Source organism: Myxococcus llanfairpwllgwyngyllgogerychwyrndrobwllllantysiliogogogochensis, assembly GCF_006636215.1.
Classification (GTDB): Bacteria; Myxococcota; Myxococcia; order Myxococcales; family Myxococcaceae; genus Myxococcus; species Myxococcus llanfairpwllgwyngyllgogerychwyrndrobwllllantysiliogogogochensis.
On record NZ_VIFM01000012.1, the window covers coordinates 60,193 to 83,246 of the forward strand.

General features: G+C 68.0%; 16 protein-coding genes. 4 read left to right on the forward strand and 12 right to left on the reverse strand.

All coding sequences use genetic code 11. From position 1 onward, the window contains the following. Window positions 1-58: 58 nt before the first annotated feature. Window positions 59-304 (reverse strand): DUF1272 domain-containing protein, encoded by a 246-nt coding sequence (locus FJV41_RS04880; protein WP_246137000.1) that lies wholly within the window; start codon window positions 302-304, stop codon window positions 59-61. 241 nt (window positions 305-545) lie between these two features. On the opposite strand from FJV41_RS04880, the gene FJV41_RS04885 reads away from it, so the two are divergent. Continuing rightward, a complete protein-coding gene (locus tag FJV41_RS04885; protein ID WP_141641221.1) occupies window positions 546-971 on the forward strand; it encodes a hypothetical protein in 426 nt (141 codons plus the stop codon). 53 nt (window positions 972-1,024) lie between these two features. On the opposite strand, the gene FJV41_RS04890 is transcribed toward FJV41_RS04885, so the two are convergent. Beyond that, the gene (locus FJV41_RS04890) at window positions 1,025-2,434 is read right to left on the reverse strand and encodes an eCIS core domain-containing protein (protein WP_141641222.1); all 1,410 of its coding nucleotides are present in this window, start codon (window positions 2,432-2,434) and stop codon (window positions 1,025-1,027) included. Between the two features lie 399 nt (window positions 2,435-2,833). On the opposite strand from FJV41_RS04890, the gene FJV41_RS04895 reads away from it, so the two are divergent. After that, entirely contained in the window at window positions 2,834-7,771 is a 4,938-nt protein-coding gene (locus tag FJV41_RS04895; RefSeq protein WP_141641223.1) for a lamin tail domain-containing protein, read from the forward strand. 149 nt (window positions 7,772-7,920) lie between these two features. Further along, window positions 7,921-8,445 carry a DoxX family protein gene (locus FJV41_RS04900; protein ID WP_141641224.1) on the forward strand — a complete coding sequence of 175 codons (525 nt, stop codon included), beginning with the start codon at window positions 7,921-7,923 and terminating at the stop codon, window positions 8,443-8,445. Here the strand turns inward: FJV41_RS04900 and FJV41_RS04905 are convergent. Continuing rightward, a complete protein-coding gene (locus tag FJV41_RS04905) occupies window positions 8,425-8,919 on the reverse strand; it encodes a hypothetical protein (protein WP_246136995.1) in 495 nt (164 codons plus the stop codon). The two genes, FJV41_RS04900 and FJV41_RS04905, sit on opposite strands and share 21 nt — an antisense overlap. A gap of 136 nt (window positions 8,920-9,055) precedes the next feature. Continuing rightward, on the reverse strand, window positions 9,056-9,463 hold the full coding sequence (locus FJV41_RS04910) for a MarR family winged helix-turn-helix transcriptional regulator (protein WP_174455754.1): 408 nt from the start codon (window positions 9,461-9,463) through the stop codon (window positions 9,056-9,058). A 93-nt stretch (window positions 9,464-9,556) separates the two neighbouring features. Between FJV41_RS04910 and FJV41_RS04915 the strand changes: the two genes are divergently transcribed. Further along, the gene (locus FJV41_RS04915) at window positions 9,557-10,642 is read left to right on the forward strand and encodes an aldo/keto reductase (protein ID WP_141641225.1); all 1,086 of its coding nucleotides are present in this window, start codon (window positions 9,557-9,559) and stop codon (window positions 10,640-10,642) included. Window positions 10,643-10,670: 28 nt separating this feature from the next. Here FJV41_RS04915 and FJV41_RS04920 read toward each other — a convergent pair whose 3' ends face one another. The 8 genes from FJV41_RS04920 to FJV41_RS04955 form a co-directional block, all read right to left on the reverse strand. After that, the gene (locus FJV41_RS04920) at window positions 10,671-12,077 is read right to left on the reverse strand and encodes a hypothetical protein (RefSeq protein ID WP_141641226.1); all 1,407 of its coding nucleotides are present in this window, start codon (window positions 12,075-12,077) and stop codon (window positions 10,671-10,673) included. Window positions 12,078-12,280: 203 nt separating this feature from the next. Further along, a complete protein-coding gene (locus tag FJV41_RS04925; protein WP_141641227.1) occupies window positions 12,281-13,966 on the reverse strand; it encodes an LVIVD repeat-containing protein in 1,686 nt (561 codons plus the stop codon). A 197-nt stretch (window positions 13,967-14,163) separates the two neighbouring features. After that, window positions 14,164-16,275, reverse strand: a complete 2,112-nt coding sequence (locus FJV41_RS04930) for a hypothetical protein (protein WP_141641228.1) — start codon at window positions 16,273-16,275, stop codon at window positions 14,164-14,166. A gap of 226 nt (window positions 16,276-16,501) precedes the next feature. Continuing rightward, entirely contained in the window at window positions 16,502-18,982 is a 2,481-nt protein-coding gene (gene mxcH / locus FJV41_RS04935) for a TonB-dependent siderophore myxochelin receptor MxcH (protein ID WP_246136996.1), read from the reverse strand. A 123-nt stretch (window positions 18,983-19,105) separates the two neighbouring features. Further along, entirely contained in the window at window positions 19,106-20,656 is a 1,551-nt protein-coding gene (locus FJV41_RS04940) for a PepSY-associated TM helix domain-containing protein (protein ID WP_141641229.1), read from the reverse strand. Further along, on the reverse strand, window positions 20,653-20,928 hold the full coding sequence (locus FJV41_RS04945) for a hypothetical protein (protein WP_246136997.1): 276 nt from the start codon (window positions 20,926-20,928) through the stop codon (window positions 20,653-20,655). The genes FJV41_RS04940 and FJV41_RS04945 overlap by 4 nt, the downstream gene beginning before the upstream one ends. Next, window positions 20,925-21,254 carry a hypothetical protein gene (locus FJV41_RS04950; RefSeq protein WP_141641230.1) on the reverse strand — a complete coding sequence of 110 codons (330 nt, stop codon included), beginning with the start codon at window positions 21,252-21,254 and terminating at the stop codon, window positions 20,925-20,927. The genes FJV41_RS04945 and FJV41_RS04950 overlap by 4 nt, the downstream gene beginning before the upstream one ends. Window positions 21,255-21,287: 33 nt before the next feature. Further along, on the reverse strand, window positions 21,288-22,526 hold the full coding sequence (locus FJV41_RS04955; protein ID WP_141641231.1) for a DUF4374 domain-containing protein: 1,239 nt from the start codon (window positions 22,524-22,526) through the stop codon (window positions 21,288-21,290). Between the last annotated feature and the right edge of the window lie 528 nt (window positions 22,527-23,054).

Here is a 23,054-nt window from a genome sequence, read left to right on the forward strand (position 1 = left end):
GCCCCAGGCTGTCACCTTGGACATCTCGTCGGGCAGGGACGGGGCCGGCGAAGTCGATTCAGTCCACGGGACGCGGCGCATACCCTTGCGGTTTGAACACGCGCTGGGTGGACGGAGGGTATGCCGCGAGCTTGCTGGCGGGCCGACGCGGGCGCGTCGTGAGTTCGCCGCCGCAGTTGGGGCAGATGCCCTTCAGTCGCTCCGTCGCGCAGCTCACGCAGAACGTGCACTCGAAGGTGCAGATGCGGGCATCCGTCGAGTCGGGTGGCAGGTCGCGATCACAGCACTCACAGCCCGGACGCATTTGAAGCACGTAACCTCCTTGGACGCAGGACCCGAAAAGAGCACGGAAAAGGGGAGCGGGTCATCACCCACTGACCCCAGCCGCCCGGGGACCTTCCCCCCGAAGGGCGAAAAGCCGCGGTAAGTGGTTGCCGTGGGTCCAATTCCCGCCCCTGGAGCGCGCCTTTGTCCCACGCGCCCGGCGATTGTCATTCAAGGCCACAATCACTACCATGCTCGCGCCACTCACAGGAGAGGTGTCCATGCACCGTTCGCTTGCTGGAGTCGCTGTTGCCACCGCGATGTCGCTGTCCTCCGCAGTGCTGGCCGAGGAGCCTCGCGCATCCGAACCTCAGGGATTGAATGTCTCCAGTGCCATGCCGGCCTGCTTCGTGGACACGCCAAACTGGGATTACCTTTCCGCATATGCCTGCTCCGCCAGTGGCAGCGCGTACTCGACAGTTGTCTCCTGGGGCGTCCTCGGGATTGACCAGACGGGTGGCCGCTACACCATCCAGTTCCTCGACTCCTGCTACGGGCATGGCTACTACCAGGACACGGGCTATAGCTGCATGACCGTCATCAACAAGTACGACACGCTGACGCAGCGCATCCGCGTCTACGACAACTTGACGGGCCAGTGGTCCGCCACCCTCACCGCGACCGCCTCGTACTACGGCGACGACTAGCGAAGTCCCTGCGTGCCGCGCGGGCCCCACACATGGGCCCGCATGGTCCACCGCTACGACATGGCCCTCCGGATTCCGGCCTCATTGTCGCGCAGGGTGCTCTCCAGATGTGCGCGCGCCCATGCCTGGCCTCCTGCCAGTCCCTGCCTGAAAGCAGCCGCGCCCCCTGCCCAGTTCTCGGCCGCGAGGTCGATGACTCGCTCCTGGATGCCCCGGGGCAACCCGCCGAAGTCGAGCGCTCCATTGCCTCCCGCTTGCGCCTCCCATGGGGCCGGGACCACCTCTTGCCGCATCACGAACGAGCCAGGCTCGCCTTCACGTGAGCCGCGAACCGCCAATCTCGTGAACTCAGGGTTCAACCGCCGCAGTTCGGCCCGCCGCTCCTCGGTCGTCATCCCCCTCCACGGATTGCCCTTGATCAATGGCTCCCGGCCCCGCTGCGTTGCACGGGTCGCGATGTAGCGTTCAAGGCTGACACCCGGAGGCAGGAGGACGAGCAATTCCGTCTCACTTTGAGACAGCTCGGTCGAGCCAGGATAGAGGTACTCGTCAGGCACATCGAACCAGACATCATGGCGAGCGCCCTGCAGGATATCACCCACGCCACTCTCCGAGTCGTCAGTCCCCCAGGAAAGGGAGTAGGGGTTGACAGCCACGGAGACAAAGGGCGTTTCGTCCCCCAGCATTCCCTGCCCATGCCTGTCGATCGCTTGCAGGATGCCCCCTCGCCCGCCACCAACCAGTTCGCGATGAAGCCTGGCATAGGCCTCGGGGTCCTGGGCCCCCAGCTTCGAGATATAATCACTCTCTTTTCCAGCATCCATCCAACGGACCACGCGCATCAACTGGATTGGCGCGGCCCCCTGCGTCCCGGTCATCCGCTGCACGGGAGGTTCGTGGAGCGAGCCCGCCATCATGGGCTGAAGGGTGGCCCTGTCGCCCATGACCTGCGCCTCTGACTCCAGCGCGGGCGAGTCATTCACCGGCGCGCCGTTGAAGTCCCGGGTGGGAGTCACCCTGCCCTGCTTCTGCTGCACCACGTGCCAGGCCTCATGGGGCAGGTGTTGCTCCTGGCCCGGTCCCACATGGATGTCCGCCCCCTGGGTGTACGCAAGCGCCTGAAGCTGGGCCGGCCTGGTGGAGTTGTAGTGAACGCGTACGTCATCCAGGCTCACGCCAGAGAGCGACTCAATGCCAGTCTTGAGTTCATCCGACATGCCGGTCCTGTTTGCCTCAACCGGCTTCCGCTGCGCGGTGCCCCCATGCTGGAGCCGCGCCTTCATCTGCACCAACCGCTGAACACGAGGGCTCTGGGTGGCGGTGTCCTGAATGGCGCTGAGCCGGCTCACAGGATGCGAGGAGTTCGCCAGACATTGGACTGTCGTGCCACCCTGGCCTTGCCCCCGCGCGGCGTCGTGAATCGTCGCCAGGTCCTTCGGAATCCTGGGGGTGTAGGCACTCATGCAAGAGGAGCCTTTTCAAGACAGCGTGGGAGCACGCCAGTGTGGAGGCTCGCACGACACAAAGACAGTAGCGGTCAGGTCGCCCCCATCCGCCCAGACCCGCGGAGGCGGAACGCCAGCGCCACGAGCCGCCCAGCAGCCCTGACGGTACCTGCCCGAACACAAAGGAGCCCCACGGTGTCATCGATGTCCCGCGACCCAGGCGAGTCCGTCATCACCCCCTCGACACCCCAGGTCACGCCCCGCTCCTCCAGACAGACGGGGAATTTCAGGACTCCAGTTGAACCGCAATGTTCCATCCCCGCTGTCGTGGCAACGAGGGATGTCTGCTAGAAAGCAGTGCAACCCCGCGAACGCAGGCACTGCCGCGCGGGGGCCGCCCGCTGGACGGAGACATCCATGTCCCCACGTTTCGAAGGGCTCGCCCGCTGTCTGGGGTTGAGCGTGTTGTGTCTGGGTCTGTCGCTTGGCTGTAACGACTCCGGGAGCGCACCGCGACCTCCTCCCGTAGCGGAGGACACGGTGGACGCGGCGGCCTCCTCGGTGGCGGTGGACAAGCCCACGGGTGTGCTCGCCAACGGCACGGACCAGGCCGCCGTCACGGTGACGGTGGTGGGCAAGGACGGCGCGCGGATGTCCGGGCGCGCCGTGACGGTGACGGTGGACGGCGAGGGAGCTTCCATCGCGGTGCCTCCGGGGCAGACGGGCAGCGACGGCTCGGCGCGTGCGCTGGTGGTATCGACGGCTCCAGGCGTGAAGACGGTGAGGGCGTCGGTCAAGGACGCGAAAGGCCTGACGGTTCCGCTCACCGCCACCGCCACGGTGGAGTTTGTCGCGGTCACCCCCACGGCCTCGCGCCTCGCGTTCCGACAGGCCCTTCCGGATGGCGTGGCGGGTGTTCCTCTCGCTGGCCTGGAGGTCGTCCTCCAGGACGCCACCGGGGCCACCGTCTCCAACGCCACGGCGGAGGTCACGCTGTCGCTGACCTCCGTGGGTGTCGTCTTCCCGGAGGGCCAATTGACGGTGACGGCGGTGGACGGCGTGGCGCTCTTTCCGGACGTGGTGCTGAAGCGGGCGGGCGACACCTACCAGTTCACCGCGAACGCCCCGGGGCTCGAGCCGGCCACGAGTTCCTCCTTCAAGGTGAACCCCGGCGCTCCGGCGGCCGTGGGACTGAGTACGCAGATGGAGTCGGCGGTGGCGGGCGTGGCGCAGGATCTCCAGGTGACGGTGCAGGACGCGTACTTCAACACCGTGACGAACTACACGGGCACGGTGACGCTGACGTCCACGGACGCGGCGGCGAGTCTTCCCGCCGCGCATGCGTACACGCCCTCGGACGCGGGGCAGTTCACCTTTACGGGCATCACCTTCAAGACCGCCGGGAGCCAGCGGCTGACGCTGGACGACGGCACGAGCGCCATCTCGTTCACCTTGCACGTGAATGTGACCGCCGGGCCTCCCGCGCTCCTCGCTTTCACGCAGCAGCCCACGCGCGTGTCGACGCGTGTATCCCTGGGCACCGTGGCAGTCACCTTGAAAGACGCCTTCGGCAACACGGCCCGCGTGAGCACCCCCACGGTGAGCCTGTCGCTCTCGCAGGCGGGCTTCACGCTGTCGGGCACGACGGAGGCGACTCCAGTCGACGGCGTCGCGACGTTCACGACACTCAGCATCGCGGGCCATGGAGTCGCCCGCCTGAACGCCACCTCGAACGGGCTGCAGGGCACGAGCAGCGCGGACCTCACCGTGGTGGATGACGTGGCGCCCGCGAAGCCGGTGCTGACGCAGACGGCGGCGACGGAGACGGGCCTCACCGTGCAGTGGACGGGCGTGGGCGATGACGGCACCCAAGGGACACTGACGGCGCAGGAGCTGCGCTACGCCACGTCTCCCATCGACTCTGACGCGGCCTTCCAGGCCGGCACGCTGGTGGCCAGCGGAAGTCCGGTGCCTCCCGGCACCGTGCAGACCGTGACGCTGTCGGGGCTCGCGACGGGCACCACGTACCATGTGGCGCTGAAGGTGACGGACAAGCAGGGCAACACCGCGCGCTCGGACAGCCTGACGGTGTCCACGGCCCATCCAGAGGTGACGCAGTTGGCGTTCGTGACGCAGCCCGCGGACGGCACGGCGGGCACGACGCTCGCGGACGTGCGCGTGGCGCTCCAGGATGCACGCGGTGACGTCGTCACCACTGCCACCTCCGCGGTGACGCTGACGTTGACGGGCCAGGCCTCCTTCCCGGCGGCGACGGTGTCGGCCGTCAACGGCGTGGCCACCTTCCAGGGGCTGCGCGTGGACACGGCGGATGCATTCACGTTCACCGCCACGGCGGGAGCCATCAGTCAGCAGAGCCAGTCCTTCACCGTGCGCGCGGGGCCGGTGTCGAAGCTGGTGCTGTGGCAATTCTCGGCGCCGGTGGATGCGGGCCAGGCGCTCGAAGCGGGCGTGTCGCTGACGGACTCCTTCGGCAACCTCGCGCGGGACTACGCCGGCACGGTGCACTTCACGTCCTCGGACGCGCAGGCGGAGCTGCCTCCGGATGCGACCTTCACCTCGGCGGACCAGGGCCAGAAGTTCCTCACCGGACTGGTGTTCAAGACGGCGGGGACGCAGTCCCTCACCGCGACGGACACCGTCACCTCGGACCTCTCCGCCACGGTGGACGCCGAGGTGCGCTCCATCGCCGCCGCGTCCTTCGAGGTCATCGCGGGCGCGGGGCCGTTCGTCGCGGGCCAGACGCAGAGCTACGAATTGGTGGCGCGCGACACCTACGGCAACGTCGCGACGGGCTACGCCTCCACGGTGACGTTCTCGTCCTCGGATGCGCAGGCGGTGCTTCCCGGCGCCTACACGTTCACCCTGGTGGACGCGGGGCGGCACGTGTTCAGCGTGGAGCCGCGCACCGCCGGTGACCAGGAGGTCATCGCGGAGGACGTGGTGACCGCGACACTGAGAGGCACGCACACCTGGTCCATCATTCCGGCCGCACTCGACGCCCTGGCGTTCGTCTCCGCGCCCACGACGGGCTCGGTGCGACAGGCACTGGCGGACGTGCAGGTGGCGCTGCGGGATGCGTACGGCAACACCGTGACCGACGCCGCGACCGACGTGACGTTGTCGCTCACAGGCGGAAGCTTCACCCAGGGTTCGCCCACCCGCACCCCGGTGGACGGCGTGGCGACCTTCGCCGGCCTCATCGTGGTCGACGAGGGCACGTATCGGTTCGAGGCCAACGCGGGCAGCCTGCCGCCCTCCTCTTCCGCGGACCTGCTCATCTCCGACGCGGTTGCGCCTGCCGTGGCGACTGGCTTCGCGACCCATGTGCTTTCGGGTACCAGCATCCGCCTGGACTGGGCGGCCCCTGGCGATGACGGCGACCTGGGCACCGCGACGCGGTACGACCTCCGGTACGCCACGGCGGCCATCACCGAGGCCTCTTTCGAAGCCGCCACGGTGGTGACGGGGGTGAGCGCTCCCCAGGCCCCGGGCACGTCGGAGTCCTTCACTGTCTCCGGCCTGGAGGTGGGAACGACGTACTTCTTCGCCCTGAAGACGTTCGACGGCGCGGGCAACGGCAGTGCCCTGGCCACCGCGAGCGCCAGCACCACCAATCCCTGTGATGACTACGTCTGCACGCCGCCGGCCCCGACCTGCGCGGAGGACGGCACGTCCCTGGAGGTGTTCCCGTCGATGTGCGTCATCGTCTCAGGCCAGCCGACCTGCGAGCTCGGTGAGTTGGAGCTGCAGTCCTGCCCTGGCGCGGACGCCGTCTGCCATGCGGGCGCGTGCGCCAATGCACCGCATCCGGGCGAGGGGGAGCTGGCCATTTCGGAGGTGATGCACTCCCCGTCCACGGGCACCACGGAGTACGTGGAGCTGACCAACACCAGCACCAAGCTGTTGGACCTGAATGGCCTGTCGGTGAGCTTCATGAACGGCGTGGGCACGGCCACGACCTTCACGATGAACCACGGACACGCGCTGGTGGTCGACCCGGGTGCGAGGGTGGTGCTCGCGCAGAACGCGAACTTCGGGACGAACGGCGGCGTGTTCGCGAACCACGCGTACGGCACGAACGTGCACCTGGACAACACCGGGTCCATCACCTTCACGCAGGAAGGCACCCCGGTGGCCAGCCTCCAGTACACGAATGCGTTCCCGCAGACGGTCGGCCGCGCGATGAGCCTCGCGGCCAGCATCGTGGGCACGGCGGCGGCTTCCAAGCCCTGGTACTGGTGTGACTCGACCGGCGTCCTCGAGGGCGGCGACCGGGGCACCCCTCACGGGGCCAACGACGAGTGCGGGATGAACGTCGAGAAGCCGGTGAACTACTGCGCCATCCAGTACCCGAAGACGTTCCCGACCGGGGATGGCACCTACCCGGCGAACATCCTCGCCTTCGACCCGTACGACATCTACAGCCAGTTCTACAGCTTCGATGTCACGACGAGGAACCAGACGGGCAACGACATCTACCCGCGCATCGAGGCGCAGCTTGGCCATGGCACGGACGCGACCGACCCCGCGGGCTGGACGTGGACGTCGGCGGACTTCAACGCAAGCTACAACCCGCCCGGGTCCAACAACGATGAGGTGAAGGCCGCGCTGAGCATCTCCACCCCAGGCACGTACCGTTACGGCTTCCGCTACCGGTTCACGGACGCGGGCGCGCCGTGGACATACTGCGACCAGAACGGCGTGGCCGTGCCCCCCGCCGGCACCTACGGCTCCGTGACGGTGCTCGCGGGGCCGCAGACGGACCACGTCGTCATCAGCGAGTTCAGCGGAGGAACGACCGCGAACGCGCGCGATGAATTCGTGGAGCTCTACAACCCGACGAGCGCGGCGGTGGACCTGTCCGGCTGGCAACTCAGCTACAAGTCCGCCACCGGCACCAACTACGGCACGGCGTACACCATCCCCGCTGGCAAGAGCATACCGGCCCACGGCTACTTCCTGCTGGGCGGCACGGCCTACGCAGGGGCGGTCACCGCGGACACGACCCACAACATCGATTCGTCTTCGTCCACGACCGGGGGCGGTCACATCCGCATCCAGCGCCTGTCGGGGACGGTCTACATCGACGTGGACCGGCTGGGCTACGGCACCGGGAACGCCCCCGAGGGCACCGCCGCGCCCTCGCACCCTGCCTCCGGTGGAAGCCTGGAGCGAAAGGCCGTCGTCTCCTCCACCACCGCCGTCATGGCCGTGGGCGGCGCGCACGCCACGCGCGGCAACGGGCAGGACACGGACAACAACAGCGCTGACATCGTGACTCGCGCCTCGCGGCAGCCGCAGAACTCCACCAGCCCGGTCGAGTTCTTCCACTGACAGCAAGGACCGGAGGTGCCCTGGACGCCAGGGCACCTCCGCGTGTGTCCGTCGGAAGTTTGGCCCAGTGACTTCCGTCGGAACTGGCCCTTCCAGGTGGCCAGCGACGCGAGAATCTCCCCGGCAGCTCACCAGGCCCGGGAGACCTCATGACTCGCGAACCCTCCATCTCAGCCCCCGCCGTCGCCACCGACCGCATCCGCGAGGAAGGGAGCGCGGCCCCGGTGGCGGCCCATGGAACACCCATCCCGAGTCTTGAGCGGGTGGGAGTCCTCTACGCGCGGCTCGCGCTCGGGGCCGCGTTCCTGTCGGCGGTCGCCAGCCGCTTCGGCGTATGGACGGGGAACCTCGGTCTGGCGAGGTTCGACAACTTCATTCGCTACACGGCCGAGGTCAACGCGTTCATGCCCGCGTCGACCATTCCATTCCTCGCCTGGTCCGCGACCGCCGCCGAGCTGTTCCTGGGCACCGCGTTGGTCCTCGGGCTCTGGCCACGCCGGGTGGCCCTCGGCAGCGCCCTGCTCCTGGCGATGTTCGGCACGGCCATGGCCGTCTCCCAGGGACTCAAGTCGCCGCTGGACTACTCGGTGTTCTCGGCCTCCGCGGGAGCACTCCTCCTCGCGAGCGCGGCTCGCGGGACCGGGCACCCTCGTTCAAGCCCGCCTCGCGGCTGAAAGCCGGGCCTCCCCCAGCCGTCCGCCCACCCAGGCGCACGGCATCACCGTGGCGATGAGCAGCAGCGGATACCAGGTGGGGCCGAACTCGGGACCTTTGCCCCACGTCGCCACGGCGCCCAGGGTGCTCAAGGCCAGCCCCACGACACCGAGCCACAACACGTGGCGCATTGGCCTGTCCGGCGCGAGCCTCGCCGTCACGTAGAACCCGAGGATACCGAAGACGACGCGGTACGCCGTCGCCAACCCGAAGAGCGCATCCGACATGGGCTGCCCCACCGGGGGATAGATGCCCGTGGCATGCAGCACCGCATCCGTCCCCGTGGAGAGCAGGGCATTCACGAGCAGCCCCGCGAGCACCGCACCCACGCTCCGGGCGACGCGACGGGCGGGCCGCCCCGTCCCCGTGACACCCGAGTCATTTCTCACCGCCACCTGGGACACATCCGCCTCGACCGACGCCTTCGCTCGCATGCGCAGAACCTCCGACCTCGAATCCGCTTTCAATTCGAGGTCGGAATGGGCCGCGCGAATTCGACATCCCCGCGCACGAATTCCGCCCCTTCGAGGGGCGCTTGCCTGACGGACCTCGGCCCGCACCCCTGGCCGGTCAGCTCATCTTCTCCAGGAGGGCTCGCAACTCCGCCTGCTGTGCGGCGCTCAGCCGCCCGAGCTTCTCGCCGAACGCCTCGGAGAGCAGCGCGGTGCCCTGCTGCATCACCTTGCGGCCAGCCGGGGTCAGCTGCAGCCGGTGCCGCCGCAGGTCCTCGGTGTCAATTTCACGGCGCAGGAAGCCCGCGGCCTCGAGCCGCTTCACGTACAGCGTCACCGACGGCTTGGGGATGCAGAGGGATGCCGCCAGCTCGGCCGGATAGGGGTGGGCATCCACCTCCGCGAGCACGAACAGCTCCTTCGTCTCGAGCCCCAGTGCGGTGATGTCGGAGGCGACACTGGAAATCACCGCCATCAACAGCCGGTGGTTGAGCGACCAGATTCTCGCCGCGTCGATTTTCGCCATGGCACCTTGCGAGGAAATTGGTTCAACATTAATCCAATTCCATCTTGAACTAACTCGTCGTCCCTACAATGTAGCACGCCCCTGGAGCCGTCCATGCCTCTCAACCACTACGTGACGCTCGGCCGCTCAGGCCTGCGCGTGAGCCCGCTGTGCCTCGGTGCCATGACTTTCGGTGAAGACCTCGGCTGGGGGACGAGCGTCGAGGAATCCCAGCACATCATCGACCGGTACATCGAGCTCGGCGGCAACTTCATCGACACCGCGAACTTCTACACGAAGAGCCACTCCGAGAAGATCATCGGCGACCACGTCGGGCGCCACCCGGCGCGACGGGACAGGCTCGTCATCGCGACGAAGTTCAGCGGCAACCTCTACCCGGGGGACCCGAACGGCGGTGGCTCGGGCCGCAAGTCCATCATCTCCGCGTGCGAGAACTCGCTGCGCCGGCTGCAGACCGACTACATCGACCTCTACTGGCTGCACAACTGGGACATCCACACGCCCATCGAGGAGACGATGGCCGCGCTCGAGGACCTGGTCCGGGCCGGCAAGGTCCGCTACCTCGGCGTCTCGGACACGCCCGCGTGGAAGATTGCCCAGGCCAATGTGATGGCGCACTTCCGGGGCTGGTCTTCCTTCATCGGGTTGCAGATTGAATACTCCCTGCTGGAGCGCAGCGTCGAGCAGGAGCTGGTGCCCATGGCGCTCGAGCTCGGGCTCGGCATCACCCCGTGGTCCCCGCTCAAGAGCGGCGCGCTCAGCGGTAAGTACACCCGAGCGAACGCCGGACAGCAGAAGGGCGACCGAGGCGCCTTCCTGGACCCGTACCTGAACGAGAAGACCTACGCCCTCATCGACGCGCTCGCGGCCATCGCCCGCGAGCATGGGAGCACCGTGGCGCGCGTGGCGCTGGCCTGGGTGCAGGCACAGCCGGGCGTGAGTTCCACCATCATCGGAGCGCGGCGGCTGTCGCAGCTGGAGGACAACGTCGGCGCCCTCGAGGTGAAGCTGACGGCGGAGCAGCTCGGCCGCCTCGACGCGCTCACGAAGCCGACCTTCGGGTTCCCCCAGAGCATGCAGCCCATGTTCCCCAGCATCCACAATGGAGGCACGACGGTGAACGGCGTCTTCGCGGAGGCGTCCGGCTTCGGCGTGGTGAAGGGCGACAAGCCCTACTGAGGGGCCAGCGTGTGAGCCGACAAGGCGCTCAGCCCACCATGTCCGTGGACATGAACGCCAGGAGCAGCTGGATGAAGTCATCCCAGCTCCCTGGCGACTGCTCCCACTGCTGGAACTTCAGGTAGAGCGTCACGGCGTTCTTGTTCTGATTGCCGAGCCCCTGGGCCGTGGTGTCGAGGTCCAGGTTCGCGGTGTCCGCCAGGTCCTCCACGATGCTCACGGCCTCCTGGAGCGAGGACGCCTCCTCGAGGACCTCGGTGTAGGTCTGAATGATTTCGTGGACCAGCTGCCCGACGGCCTTGCCCCATTGGGGCGGAGACTTGATGGACTTGAACTCCTCGATGAGCCCACTCAAGGGGTTTGACGAGGAGACAGTCAGATTCGAGTACTTCGCGGCGAGATCATGGAGGGAATGAGCCAGCGCGCCAATGGCGGAGTTGGGGGTGCCTTCCGCGAGGAAGAGGTTCTTGGCGTTCTCGTTGAGGGTGTAGAGGATGGCCGAGGCGAGGTGTTGTTCGTTCTTGAATTTGCCAGTCAGCCCCAACGCCGAGGCCAGTACCTCCAAGTGCTTCCCGCCCGCGTTGTTCTGCTTGACCACGGCGTTCCAGACGGCCCGCAGCAGGTGCTGGGGGATGACGTGACGCCGATGCATCCAGACGCCGCTGATGTCCTTGATGCTGGGCATCGAGTTCTTGAAGTCCTGCCGGAAGTTGATGCGGCACGTGGACTGGAGGCTTTCGTCAACGAGGTACTTCGCCTTCCGCGCACGCACCGAGGCCAGCAGGGCCTTGCGAATCTCATTGGACTGCCGCGACAGGTTGTTCTCCCCACAGTAAGGGCAGTGCTGGGGGGCTGACTGCTCGATGCTGTAACAGATCATACAACCACAGATCAGACAGGCCAGCCCGATCGCCCCCACGTTCTTCTCGTCGGCTTTGACAAGCTCGAAGAGACCCTTTCCACAGAAGGGACAGCGCGAACTCTTGTGCCGGGTATCCGAGGCCCAGAGATTGAGGCAATCAAAGCCCTTGCACTGATAGATGTGGAAGAGCGTCTGTTTTTCGATGCGCTCTTCCCGGGAGAGGGTGACCTTCGGGGACTGGATGACGACGGTCTTCCTGGGCGTGATACTCTTGCTAGGGGCCTTGAATGGCTTGAAAGGGCTGGAGGTCGTGACGGTGGTGACGACCTCCATGTCGAGATCCGGATCCTCGTATACCTGGCTGCAACTGCCGCAGCACTGCACGGACATGCCCGCGACGTAATCCATCTTGGAGTTACAGCCCGTACAATTGTAGCGCGAGAGCTTCGGGAGGTTATCCGGAATGTCTTCCAGGAGCATGAGCCAGTTGGACTGCTCGCAGTAGGGGCAGACACTGCTCTTCTTCGATGAGAACCAGATCAGCTCGCACTTCCGACACCCGTAGCAGTTCATGCGGAAGCCCCTTGAGAGACGCCGCCGCTACAGCAACCGCCATGCCAGGGGTCCTGCCACGGGAATGCCCGTCGTCGGGGCGGAGCGTTGCGTTCCAACGCGCCCAGCCTGCGTTCCGCCAGGACGCGGAAAGCCCACGGTGGCAGGGAAGTCGTCGCCTCGGGCGACCTGCCGAACCGACGACCTCCGGGGTGCGTCCGCCGCTACAACTCGTTGACGATGACGAGCCCGCGCACCGAGTCCACGAGGTACACGTAGCCATCGCCGGGGATACGGACTCCGTAGTTGCCCTCGAAGACGCCATGGCTTCGTCCCGGGTCTGTCTCCCGGAAGGTGTTGAAGTGGGCGACCTGTCTCGGCTGGGTGGGGTTCGAGACATCCAGGACGCGCAGGCCCTCGTGGTACCAGGCGACGTAGAGCAGTTGGCCCCGCAGCAGCAGGTTGTGCATGGACACGACGGGCCGCATGCGGTGGGTGCCGATGAGGACGATGTTCGCCGGGTCCGTCACGTCGAGCACTCGCACGTGGGAGCCATTGAACTCTCCGCCCTCGAAGGCGATGGTGCGACCCGCGAAGGTCCCCACCGCGCTGTGGTGCGCGTAGCTGATGGCGTCGGGCCGGAAGTAGTCCCCCAGGTGGCGCACGTCGTTCAGGTCGGTGATGTCCATGATGGAGAAGCCCGACTCGGCGTTGCTGATGTAGAGGCGGCCCTGGTAGGCGAAGACGTCATGGGGACCGCTGCTGAAGCCTCCCGGCGTCGGCGTGACAATCTGGAGCAGCGTGGGCTCCAGGGGTTTGGAGACGTCGTAGACATAGGTCCCCGTGCCCGGAGCGTTGGCGTAGAGCCGGTCCGCGTCGACGAGCACGGTGTGGACGGTGTGAGGGCCCTCGGCTCGGCGCACGAACACGGGATTGGCCGGGTCGCTGATGTCGAAGATGACGAGCCCGGAGGAATTGCTGGCGATGTAGAGCGCATCTCCCCTGGCCCAGACGCCGTTCCACGACGTGTCGCCAGCAAGGCTCACCGTCTTCTTCAGGATGGGGTTGCGCCGGTCCCTCACGTCGAAGACGGTGAGCCCGCCCACCCGAGGCGGACCATCCAGCGAGACGACGTAGGCGTGCTCCTTGGCGACGAAGAGGTCCGCGGGCCTGCCGACGGAGGTGGCGGCCTCCGACATGAGCGAGAGACCACCGGAGGACTCTCCCTCTCCGGCCGCCCAGGACATGCGATGGGCCACGAAGGTCCCGAGCGTCTTGCCGAACCGCGCGTCGCTGGAACACGACACGTAGCAACCCGTGATGACGCCGGGCGACGGAACATGGCAGCCGGCGAACGAGGCGGTGGTGATGATGTCGCCCTCGGGAGTCGCAAGGGCGCGTCTTCCCGTGAGGAAGAACGTGCCGCCTTCCGTCACGCGGGCGATGACCGGCCCGCTGCCCAGCGCGTCCGGGGTGCCGTCGTCGTGGAGCCCGATGCTGATGGCGGAACGGGAGACCGTCGTGGTGGTGGGGCGGTTGGCGCGAACGCGCATCTCCCCTCGGAGGTTGACCTGGTAGATGCCCCGGCCCTCCACGCCGGAGAGTTCCTGGGCGGAGCAACTGGATGAATCAAAGGCCGTGAGGCTCTCGCAGAGGAGCGGATCGAGGCTCTCCGGATTGACGAACTGGCACGCGTCATAGCGGCCGGTATCCACCCAGTCGCCCAGGTCCTCGAGCGCGGTGGCGGTGCCGTCCCACGGTGGAGGCCCGGCGTCGGGGGTGCCCGCGTCATCGGGCTGAGGGCCGGCGTCGACGCCTGGGGCGGAAGACCCACCGCAGGCGGAGAGCAGGGCCGGGAGCAGGACGCAGAGAGAGCGCCATGCTCCCAGGGAGAGCGAAAGAGTCTTCATGAGGAGCCTCGGTGACAAAGCCATCCACGAAGGCGTGGAGGGTCATCCCCGATACGGCGAGGGAGGCGCCATGTTCCCCGGCGAGCCGCCGATGCTTGTCATCTGGCAACGGAATCCCCGCCAGCGCGCCGGGCCGCCCCACCTCGAGCCTCTTTGGTCCTCCCCTTGCAATTCAGGTGGGGACGCGGGGCTTCGCGTCACTTCACCTCGACGCCCGGCATCTGGCCGAGGCCCAGGTCAATCCACCCCGGCATGTTGTAGCTGGCCGTCGTGCCGTCCGTCCTCGTGGCCAGGGGGTTCTGGTCCACGTGGCCCGCGGTGCCCAGGCTCATGAAGAGCGTCGTGGGCATCGACTCCGGCGTGGCCTCCATCAACGTCATCGTGGTGGAGGGCACATCGGGCAGGTAGTCGTGCGTCGCGTCGAAGTCGCGATACGCGGTGAGCCAGGCCTCGTGGCTGTAGCCCGGGTCATTCGGCGTCATCGCCAGGGTGGCGAAGGGCTCACCCTCCGCCTTGAGCTTCTGACGCTGGGCCGCGAGCGCCGCGGGGTCGCTGGAGTCCGCGAAGAAGCCCACCACCATGTCCTGCGCCTGCCGGGCCGCGACGTTCTGCACGTTCGCCAGCCCCTCCGCGCCCGTCACGGTGATGGTGGTGTACTCGGTGCCGCCGTACTGGAGGATGTCCATGCTCATCCCCTCGAACTTCCGCGAGCCGTCCGGGTTGAGCGAGAACTGGATTTCAAACGAGTTGTCCGTGCCGGCCACCTTGCCCTCGGCCGTCACCGTCGTCTGGCCATTCACCGTCGTCACCGTCTGCGTCAGGCTCTCATCCCAGAACTGGTGCTCGAAGCCGACGAACTTCGTCAGGTGCAGCTCCGCGCTGAGCGAGCCCTCCTCGGACCAGGTCTGCTGGGTGCGCACGTCCAGGACCCCCGGGCCCGTCTGCGTGGGGAGCGTGCCCTCCCGGACGAAAGTCTCGTAGGCCGTGCGGCCCTCTGGCGTGGCCAGGTCGAACTCCACGCTCGCGGAGTTGCCCTGCGTGTAGCTGTGCTCCGAGCCGATGCCGCCGCCGACTTTTTGTCCCTTGAAGGTCAACTCCAGGCCCAGCTCCAGCTTCGACGTGAGCGTCTCCTCCGGGCCCACCGTCACGCGCACCGTGGTGTCTCCGGTGCGCTCCACCGCCACCGACTGGGTCTGCTCCTTGCCGTTCTCCCCACTGAGCTTCAGGGGCCCGATGGACAGACCGCTCGACGTCGTCACGAAGTCGGAGGCGTCCATGACGAGCTTGCTGCCGGGCGGCAGCGCCAGCGGGTCGCTCAACGTGGGGACCTGGAAGCCGCCGGGGTTCATGATGAGCTGGCCAATCTCCCCCTCGGTGAGCGCGAGCTGGAAGCTGACCGACTTCTTGCTCCCGGACTCCGCGCCAATCTCCACGCCGAACGGGCCCACCTCGCCCGCCTCGATGCCCGCGCCGCCCTTGAGGCCACCGGTGGCATCGAACGTAACGGTGATGAGGTGCCGGCCGTCCGCGGTGGGCTCCGTGGGGTTCCAGCTCAGCTTGACCTCCGTCTCCGCGTAGGCGCCGCCGGAGATAGTGCCCTTCACCTCGCCCTTCTTCTTCTCCCCTTCCGCGGGCTTGAACTCGGCCTTGATGCCTACTTCGAGGGTGCCATCGGTGGAGATGTTGACGGACGGCGTCAGGTCCACCAGCTCCTTCTTCTTCGTCGGGTCCGCCGCATCCCCCGTCGTCGTCGCCGCCGCGTCGTCCGCCACCGAGCGCGCCGCGGCGCCCGTCAGACCGAAGCCGTGGATGAGCGCCTCACGCGCGGGGCCCGGAGGCACGGACAGGATGCGCGCGAGCTGCGCGTCCGGCACCGCCACTGGCTGGCCGTAGGAGGAGTGCGTCGCCTTCCACTCGGCGAGGTTCGCGTACGTCTTGCCGGGCTCGTTCGGGTCGACGATGGCACCGCCCGGCTTGCGCACCAGCGCGTGGCCCACGCTGTCGCGCGAGTCGCTGAGCAGCAGCACCTGGTCCCCTGGCTTCGACAGCGTGTTGGCCTTCTCCAGGCAGTTGGCCTTGCCGTCGCCCAACACCTCCGTGCGCAGCGTGCTCGCCGGCCCCGCGCCGCCGAACAGGTCCATCGAGGGACGCCGACCCGACTGGAAGCTGCTGCGCCCCGAGTGGCCCGCCGCGGGCTCCTGCTTCGGCGCTGGAGGCGGAGGCGGTGGCGGCGGAGGGGGCGCGGCGGCGACGGTCGGCTGAGGCACGGCGGAAGGTGTCGGGGTGGCGGCGCGGCGAATCGGGGCCATGGACTCTCACTCCTCGGAGGCGGGCTGCGAACGCGGATAAAAAACCAATCGACCAATTTGTTTTAGCCGATTCTCCGCGCGTCCGGGTGAAAGTTGCTGTCAGTGGCCAATTTTCTGGCGTCAGCGGACGGGTTCCCGAGTTTCAGGGGCCCGCGCCATGGCCGATGTACGGCAAGGTAGGCGGACTCCGACCCGCTGAAAGGCAGCGGGGCATTCGCCGTGGCGGTCAGAAGTCCGCGGTCAGCTTGACGGACAAGGAGCGGCCGGGGCGCTGGACGCCGAAGAAGTCATACGTCTTCGCGTTCGTGAGGTTGAGCACCTCCAGCGTGCCCCCCAGGGTGGGCGAGCCTTCCCGCACGTAGGTGAGGCTGAGCGAGTGGGTCAACTGCGCATCGACGTCCTGCTTGTACTCGCGCAGGCCCTGGCTCTCCCATCCCCGGAAGAAGCCGTTCATGAATCGCGAGGTGACGCCGAGCGACGCGGAGTCGCTGGGGAGGATGAGCGCGCGGCGCCGCAGCCGGGCGCTGAAGTTCGCGAAGAGCCAGGGCACATTCGGAATGCGGTCGCCCTTGAAGGCCGCGTACGTCCCCTGCCCGCCCGTGTTGCGGAAGTCCTGCCACGTCACGTTGGCATCCAGCCACAACCAATCCCCTGGAACCGTCCATCCCGCGGCAGCCTCGACTCCGAGCGAGCGCGCCGCATACACGTTCTGGAAGGACACCGTGGAGTCGTCTCCCAGCTTGACGATGAAGTCGTCGGCGAGCCGGGCGAAGCCTCCCACGCTTCCGCGGAAGCTCCCCATCCCCGTGCGCCAGTCATCCACCGAGAAGTCCAGGTTGGCGTTGTGGCTGACCTCGGGCCGCAACCCCAGATTCGCCATCACGAGCACGCCATCACCAAACAGCTCATCCGGACCGGGAAGGCGCGTGGCGTACTCGTACGAGAGCTTGGCCAGCACGCCATACGGGAGGAACATCCGCAGGCTGTCTCCAAAGCCCAGATGCTCGCTGGCCTGGTCGGCCCGCCGGAAGACCCCCCCGGGCAGCACCTCCTCCGAGTCCGAGCGCATGACGTACCCCTTCACGAAGGCCACGTTCTTGAGCCGTCCGTCGCCCAGCGCCAGCTCGTGCTCGAGCCCGCCCACCAGCGTGAGCAGGTCGCGCTGCGCGCTCAAGGGGTCTCGCTGGCCCGTCCCCAGTTTGAGCTGATCCTCACCCTGGCGCGTCACGAAGGTGGGCGCCAGCGAGAGCCTCAGGGACTGCGTCGCGGTGAGTTCATAGGCGGCATGAAGGCGCGCCAGGGCGCTGTGTTGCCATTGCACCTGGTCCGCCGGCGTGGTGCCCAGCTCTCCGGGCTGGCGACGCTCCACGCCCGCGTTGCCGTACCAGTCGTAGACGAACCCCGCCATGTCGCGGAAGTCCGTGTCACGCCGGCTGTAGCCCCCCACGCCCTCCAGCCGAAGCTTGCCGGACAGCAGCCCGCCCTGGGACCATGTCGCCAGCGCGCCGTAGCTCGACTCGGCGGAGCGGGCCTCGCCGTAAGGCACCGTCATCACCACGTTGTGCTGCAGCTCCTTGCGCGAGCGCGTGCCAAAGACACGCAGGGAGAGGCGCTCCGCGAAGGGCCGCTCGAGCACCCCCACCTCCAGCCCGACGCCGCCCGCGGTGAAGCCATCGTGGAAGCGCGGCACACGCGCGGGCACCAGGCGCCCCCGGTCATCGGCGGCCTCCACGTCCACCATGTAGTCGTTGCGCGCGACGTCGCCGAAGGCGTGGCCCTTCACGAAGAGCCCGCCGGTCCCCAGCTTGTACTGTCCCGCGAGTGACCCCCGGTATGTGCCGAACGAGCCCGCCTGCAGCGAGACGGAGGCCCCGCTCGGCTCGTCTCCGTCCGAGGAGACGAGGTTGACCGCGCCTCCCAGCGCATCCGCGCCGAAGCGCACGGGAACGACGCCTCGATAGACCTCCACGCGCTTGAGCAGGTTGACCGGCACGTTGGCGAGCCCCAGCCCGAAGCCGGCCAGCTCCAGCGGCACGCCGTCGAGGAAGAAGCGCACCTGCTCGCCGGAGAAGCCACTGAGCGAGAAGCGGCTGGCGGAGCCGAGCCCTCCGGTCCGCTGCACGCTGACACCCGTGTTGCGACTGAGCACCTCGCCCAGGTCCGCGGTCTGCTGCCGCGCCTCCTCCAGCTCCACCACCTTGACCGCTTCGGCCGAGAGGGCGCGCTCCTCGCCCTTGCTCAACTGTCGCCCCGTCACCTCGATGGTGGTCTCCAGGCTGACGCTCTCCGCGAGCACCGCGTCCACCTCCGTGCGCTCCCCCGCCGCCACCTGGACGCGGTACGCCTGGGGCTCACAGCCCGGGACATAGGCGTGCAGCTCATAGGTGCCCGGAGCGAGCCCCTTCACCTCGAAGCGGCGCTGCGCATCGAGGCGCGGCGTCTGGGTGCGCCCCTCGGGCTCGAGCAGCAGGACCTCGGCCTTTCCCAGCTCTCCCCCTTCACAGGCGGACAGCCGTCCCGCGAGGTCTCCCACCGTCGCGCGAGCCTCCACGGCGGGCGCCTGCGCCGCGTCCTGTGCGGCGGAGGGAAGCGCGACGACCATGGCCAGCAGACCCACGGTTCGCCACGTCCGCCCGAGGGACACCGGGGGACAGGTCCAGGAGACCGAGCACTTCGCGCGGGCCAACGCGTCAACGAGGAGGGTCATGGTCCGTTGCATGAAACACGAGAGGAGTCCGCGCCCCGCGAACGACGGTGGGGCGCTGGAAGAAGGCGAGCCCGAGCACATCGAGCGGGACGCGAGTGAAGGGTGCGTCGGGAGTCCGGACATTCACGGCGACTCATGCGCGAGAACCGGCGCGGGCGCCCGCGCGTCCCTGGGATCTCTCGGCACGATGCGCCCGATGGCCCAGGCGGAGACCAGGAACAGGACGCCCAGCAGGGCCAGTCCCAGCTCCACGCAGAACACATAGGGCGAGCCGGCGGGGTCGAACACGCGCCGGGCGTTGCGCCAGGAATCCAACCAGGGCAACAGGAACAGGATGCCGCCGGAGATGGCCAGCGACCACCGGGACCACACCTTGGGGCGGGGAAACAGGAGCGCACCCAGCACGCAGGCGCACCAGCTCCCGAAGAAAATCGTGTGTTCCCAATCCGCCCGACGCGTCAGCGTGTCGGGCAGCAGCTGGTTGGCCAGGAAGACGGCGGCGAGCGCGAACGCCGCCGCTCCGCACCCTCCCGCCGTGAAGCGCGCGAGGAGGACGTCCACCCGGCGCATGTCGCGCGCCCGCCGCTCCAACCAGATGAGGTTGCCGGTCAGCACACACAGGGCGCTGAAGATGCCCAGCAGCGCATAGGTGAGCCGCAGCCCCATCCCCGCATAGAGCCCGGAGTGGAGCACGTACGCGGACTCGATCAGCCGCGCCGTGGCGCCAGGCCCTCCAGCCTGCCGCACGTGCAACACCTCACCCTTCCCCGACACGCGGACGGTGGTGAACTCGTGGAGACCCTGACGCGCGTAGCCTCGGACATCGACATACGCCTGGGCATCCCCCAGGTTGCGCATGGAGAAGCGGTAGTGCCGCGCATCCGGCAGCGCCTCGCGCGCCCGCGCCAGCACCGTGGCCACTCGCGGCGCCTCGGCGGGCTGTTTGGAGGGTTTGGCTCCGCGCGGGTAGCCGATGCTCTTGAGCCCCGCGTCCACGTCACCGTCGAAGGCCGTGCGCACCACCACCGGCTGGAGGACCGCGGAGTTCAGGCAGATGATGGCCGCCGTCCAGGCGATGACCGCCTGATAGGGCAACCCCACGCTGCCAAGCACCTTGTGCAGGTCCCCCCACGCGGTGCGCAGGGCCTCGCGCGGACGGAAGCGCACCCAGTCCTTGCGGAAGCGGCCCAGTTGGATGACCAGCCCCGTGCCCACCACCAGCAACAGGACGATGGCCACCAGGCCGGCAATCAACATGCCCCCCGGCAGCGGGTAGAGGAAGTGCACCAGGAACAGGAAGTAGCCCAGGTCGCTGCGCTCCGGGGCCTGCTCGCCGGAGAGCGGGTTCACCCAGACGGCGGTCTTCTCGCCACCCCGCTCCTTCCACTCGAGCCGGAGCCAGGGGGAATACGGAGCGGGCAGGTCCACGTCCAGTTGGGAGGGCCCGTCCTTTCCCACCCGTGCGTCCAGCCATTGCTGGAGCGTGTCCAGCGCCCGCGCCTCGTCCGCGGCCACGGGCGTCCTCAAGCGCGGCTCCTGCCAGGGCATCAGCTCGTGGCGGAACAGCGACACGACGCCGAGCAGGAACATGCCCACCAGGAGGACGGAAGCCACCGCGCCCGCCCATGCATGCGCCTCCCAGAGGATGCGGTACGTCCCAGACCCAAGCTTCATGGGAGACATCTCCAGAGGACGAGCAGCGCCGCCCCGCTCGCCACCAGGACGCCGGCCCATGCACGCGCCGCGGAGCGAGCCAGGAGCGCCATGCACGGCGCCGCGGCCATCAGGGGAATCACGACGATACAGGCCACCAGGTAGCGCACGTCCGACGAGGCGGGCACCACCGCGGGCAAGGCGACCGAGACCAGCAGCGCGGCGAGCGGAGCCCCCAGCACGGCCGCCAGCAGCCAGCTCACGCCCCGCTGGCGCCGCGTCCTGGCGCTCACGACGCGCGCTCCAGCACGCCCAGCAACAGGCCCACCGGGGCCAGCAGCACCATGGCCCGGATGGGACGGCGCACCAGCGGCGAAAGGACGGCCAGCGAAGTGCCCCCCGCCATGACGTACGCCATCGCCGAGCCCAGGGCGGCCCCCGGAGTGGGAGCCGTCGACAGGGACGTCGCGAAGCCCGCGAGGACGAGCACCAGCCCCCCGCCCTTCAAGCCGGAGGGCACGCGCGAGGAGTCCGGCCACCGGCCCGCGTGGCGACACCACCACGCGCCGTAGAGACCCACCACTCCGAGCCAGAGCAGCGTGGGAACCAGGACATCCATCCAGGAGACCTCGCGGGAATCGAGGGCGAGCGCTCAGCGGATGCGAGCGACGTCCAGGACGAAGCCGGGGAACGAGATGCTGGGCTTGGGGGCGCCCGAGGACAGCTCCATCAGCGTGGAGGTGGAGTAGGTAGCCGCGCTCTGGCTGACGAAGAAGCTGGAGCCTGACGTGAGCGTGAAGCCGCTGTAGGCCCCGGGCGCGGAGTCCACGCGCGAAGGGGCACTCAGCGTCGCCAACGGCACCTGCCACCAGCTCCACCCCTTGCTGTACCACTCGCTGTAGGTGGTGCCCGGCGCCGACGGGGTGATGGTGGTGTCCGCCACCTGGAGCCACGCGGTGCCGTTCTCCGTGAGGGCGATGATGGTGCCCACCTTGTTCTCGCCGAGCGCGGAGGCCACGCTGCCGACGAAGCCCGTGTCGAAGGTCTGCTGCCCCGCCGGGATGCGCAGGAAGCAGTCCTGCTGGCCCGCGTCCTGGGCCCCCTTGACCGCGTAGCCCAGGCCGTTGATGACGCCGCTGAAGAAGTAGAGCGTGTCGCCCTGCCGGCCCGTCTTGGTGAGGTCGCGGCAGCGCTCGTCGGAGGACCAGCTCAGCGCGTCCGTCGCCGTGTCGATGCGAACGAGCACCGAGCCCGGAAGCACGGTGTCGTACGTCGACGTCGACCAGCCCACCGCGAAGAACGCCTCGCCCTCGCGGGTGGCCCACTGGCTCAGCCCCGTGACGTAGCCCGCCTTGGTGAACTCCGCCGGCAGCGCCAGCGTCTTCTCGACCGCCATCTCCGCGGGGTTCCAGACGATGATCTGCCCCTGGGCGTCGTCCTTGTAATACGCCTTCGTGGCGCTCACGAAGTGCACGGCCTGGGCGCCCATCCGCTTCACGCCGAGGTTCTGGAACGAGATGCTGGCACCCGGCGTCAGCGCGCCGTCCTTCACCTCGTAGCGGGTGATGGTGGGAGACTCTCCGGCGCCAATGGCGAAGAAGCCCACGCCCTTGGCCGCGTAGAGCCGGGGACGGCCCGGCAGCTCCAGCGACTTCGAGTAGTCCAGCGTCTTGGGCTCGTCCAGGGAGTCGACCAGCGTGAAGTAGTTCATCCGGCTGCCGTTCGTCTCCACGGCGGAGTGCACCAGGTACAGCGCGCCCTCCTCGCCTCCACCCGGCCCCCCAGGGAGGGTGGGCTCATCGTCGCCGCACGCGGACAGGAACAGGGCGGCACACGCCACAAGCCCCTTCGAGAAACCGCCCTTGCCAATCCTCAGTGCTCCGCGGTGCATCGCGCTCTCCTCGAACCTGGACCGGCCTCCCAGCGCTGTCCGTCAGCACCGTGAGATCCGGTCAATTCCCGATATGAATTTGAGACTCAGTATCAAAATCAATACAGGCGCGCTGGAGTAGCCCTCTCGCAAGCCAGGTGTCAAGCAACGTCAGGGAGGAGGACAGAACAGACACGAGGACCCACTCGGCTTGTCGCGGGTATTCCTCGATATCGGTGGCCGCGGAGGACTGGGAGTGGAGGGGGCCGCACGCATGGCATCACCCGGCGGGAGCGGAGCCGTGGGCGGAGGGGGCACTTCAACCCTGGTCCGGTGTGCCCGAAGGTGGCTTCAGCAAACAGGGTTTGGACTCCGCGGGTTGCCCGCGACATGGGGCCCCCGAGGCGTCGAGCGGTCGCAATTGAACGGGAGTTCGTGCGACCTCACGCATTCCTTACGTTCTTACTGATGCAGCTTGATTGCGAATGAGGGGGCGACCTGTTCGCCTCTCGCCGCGCCATGCCCGCACCCCAATGACCTTCGATACCA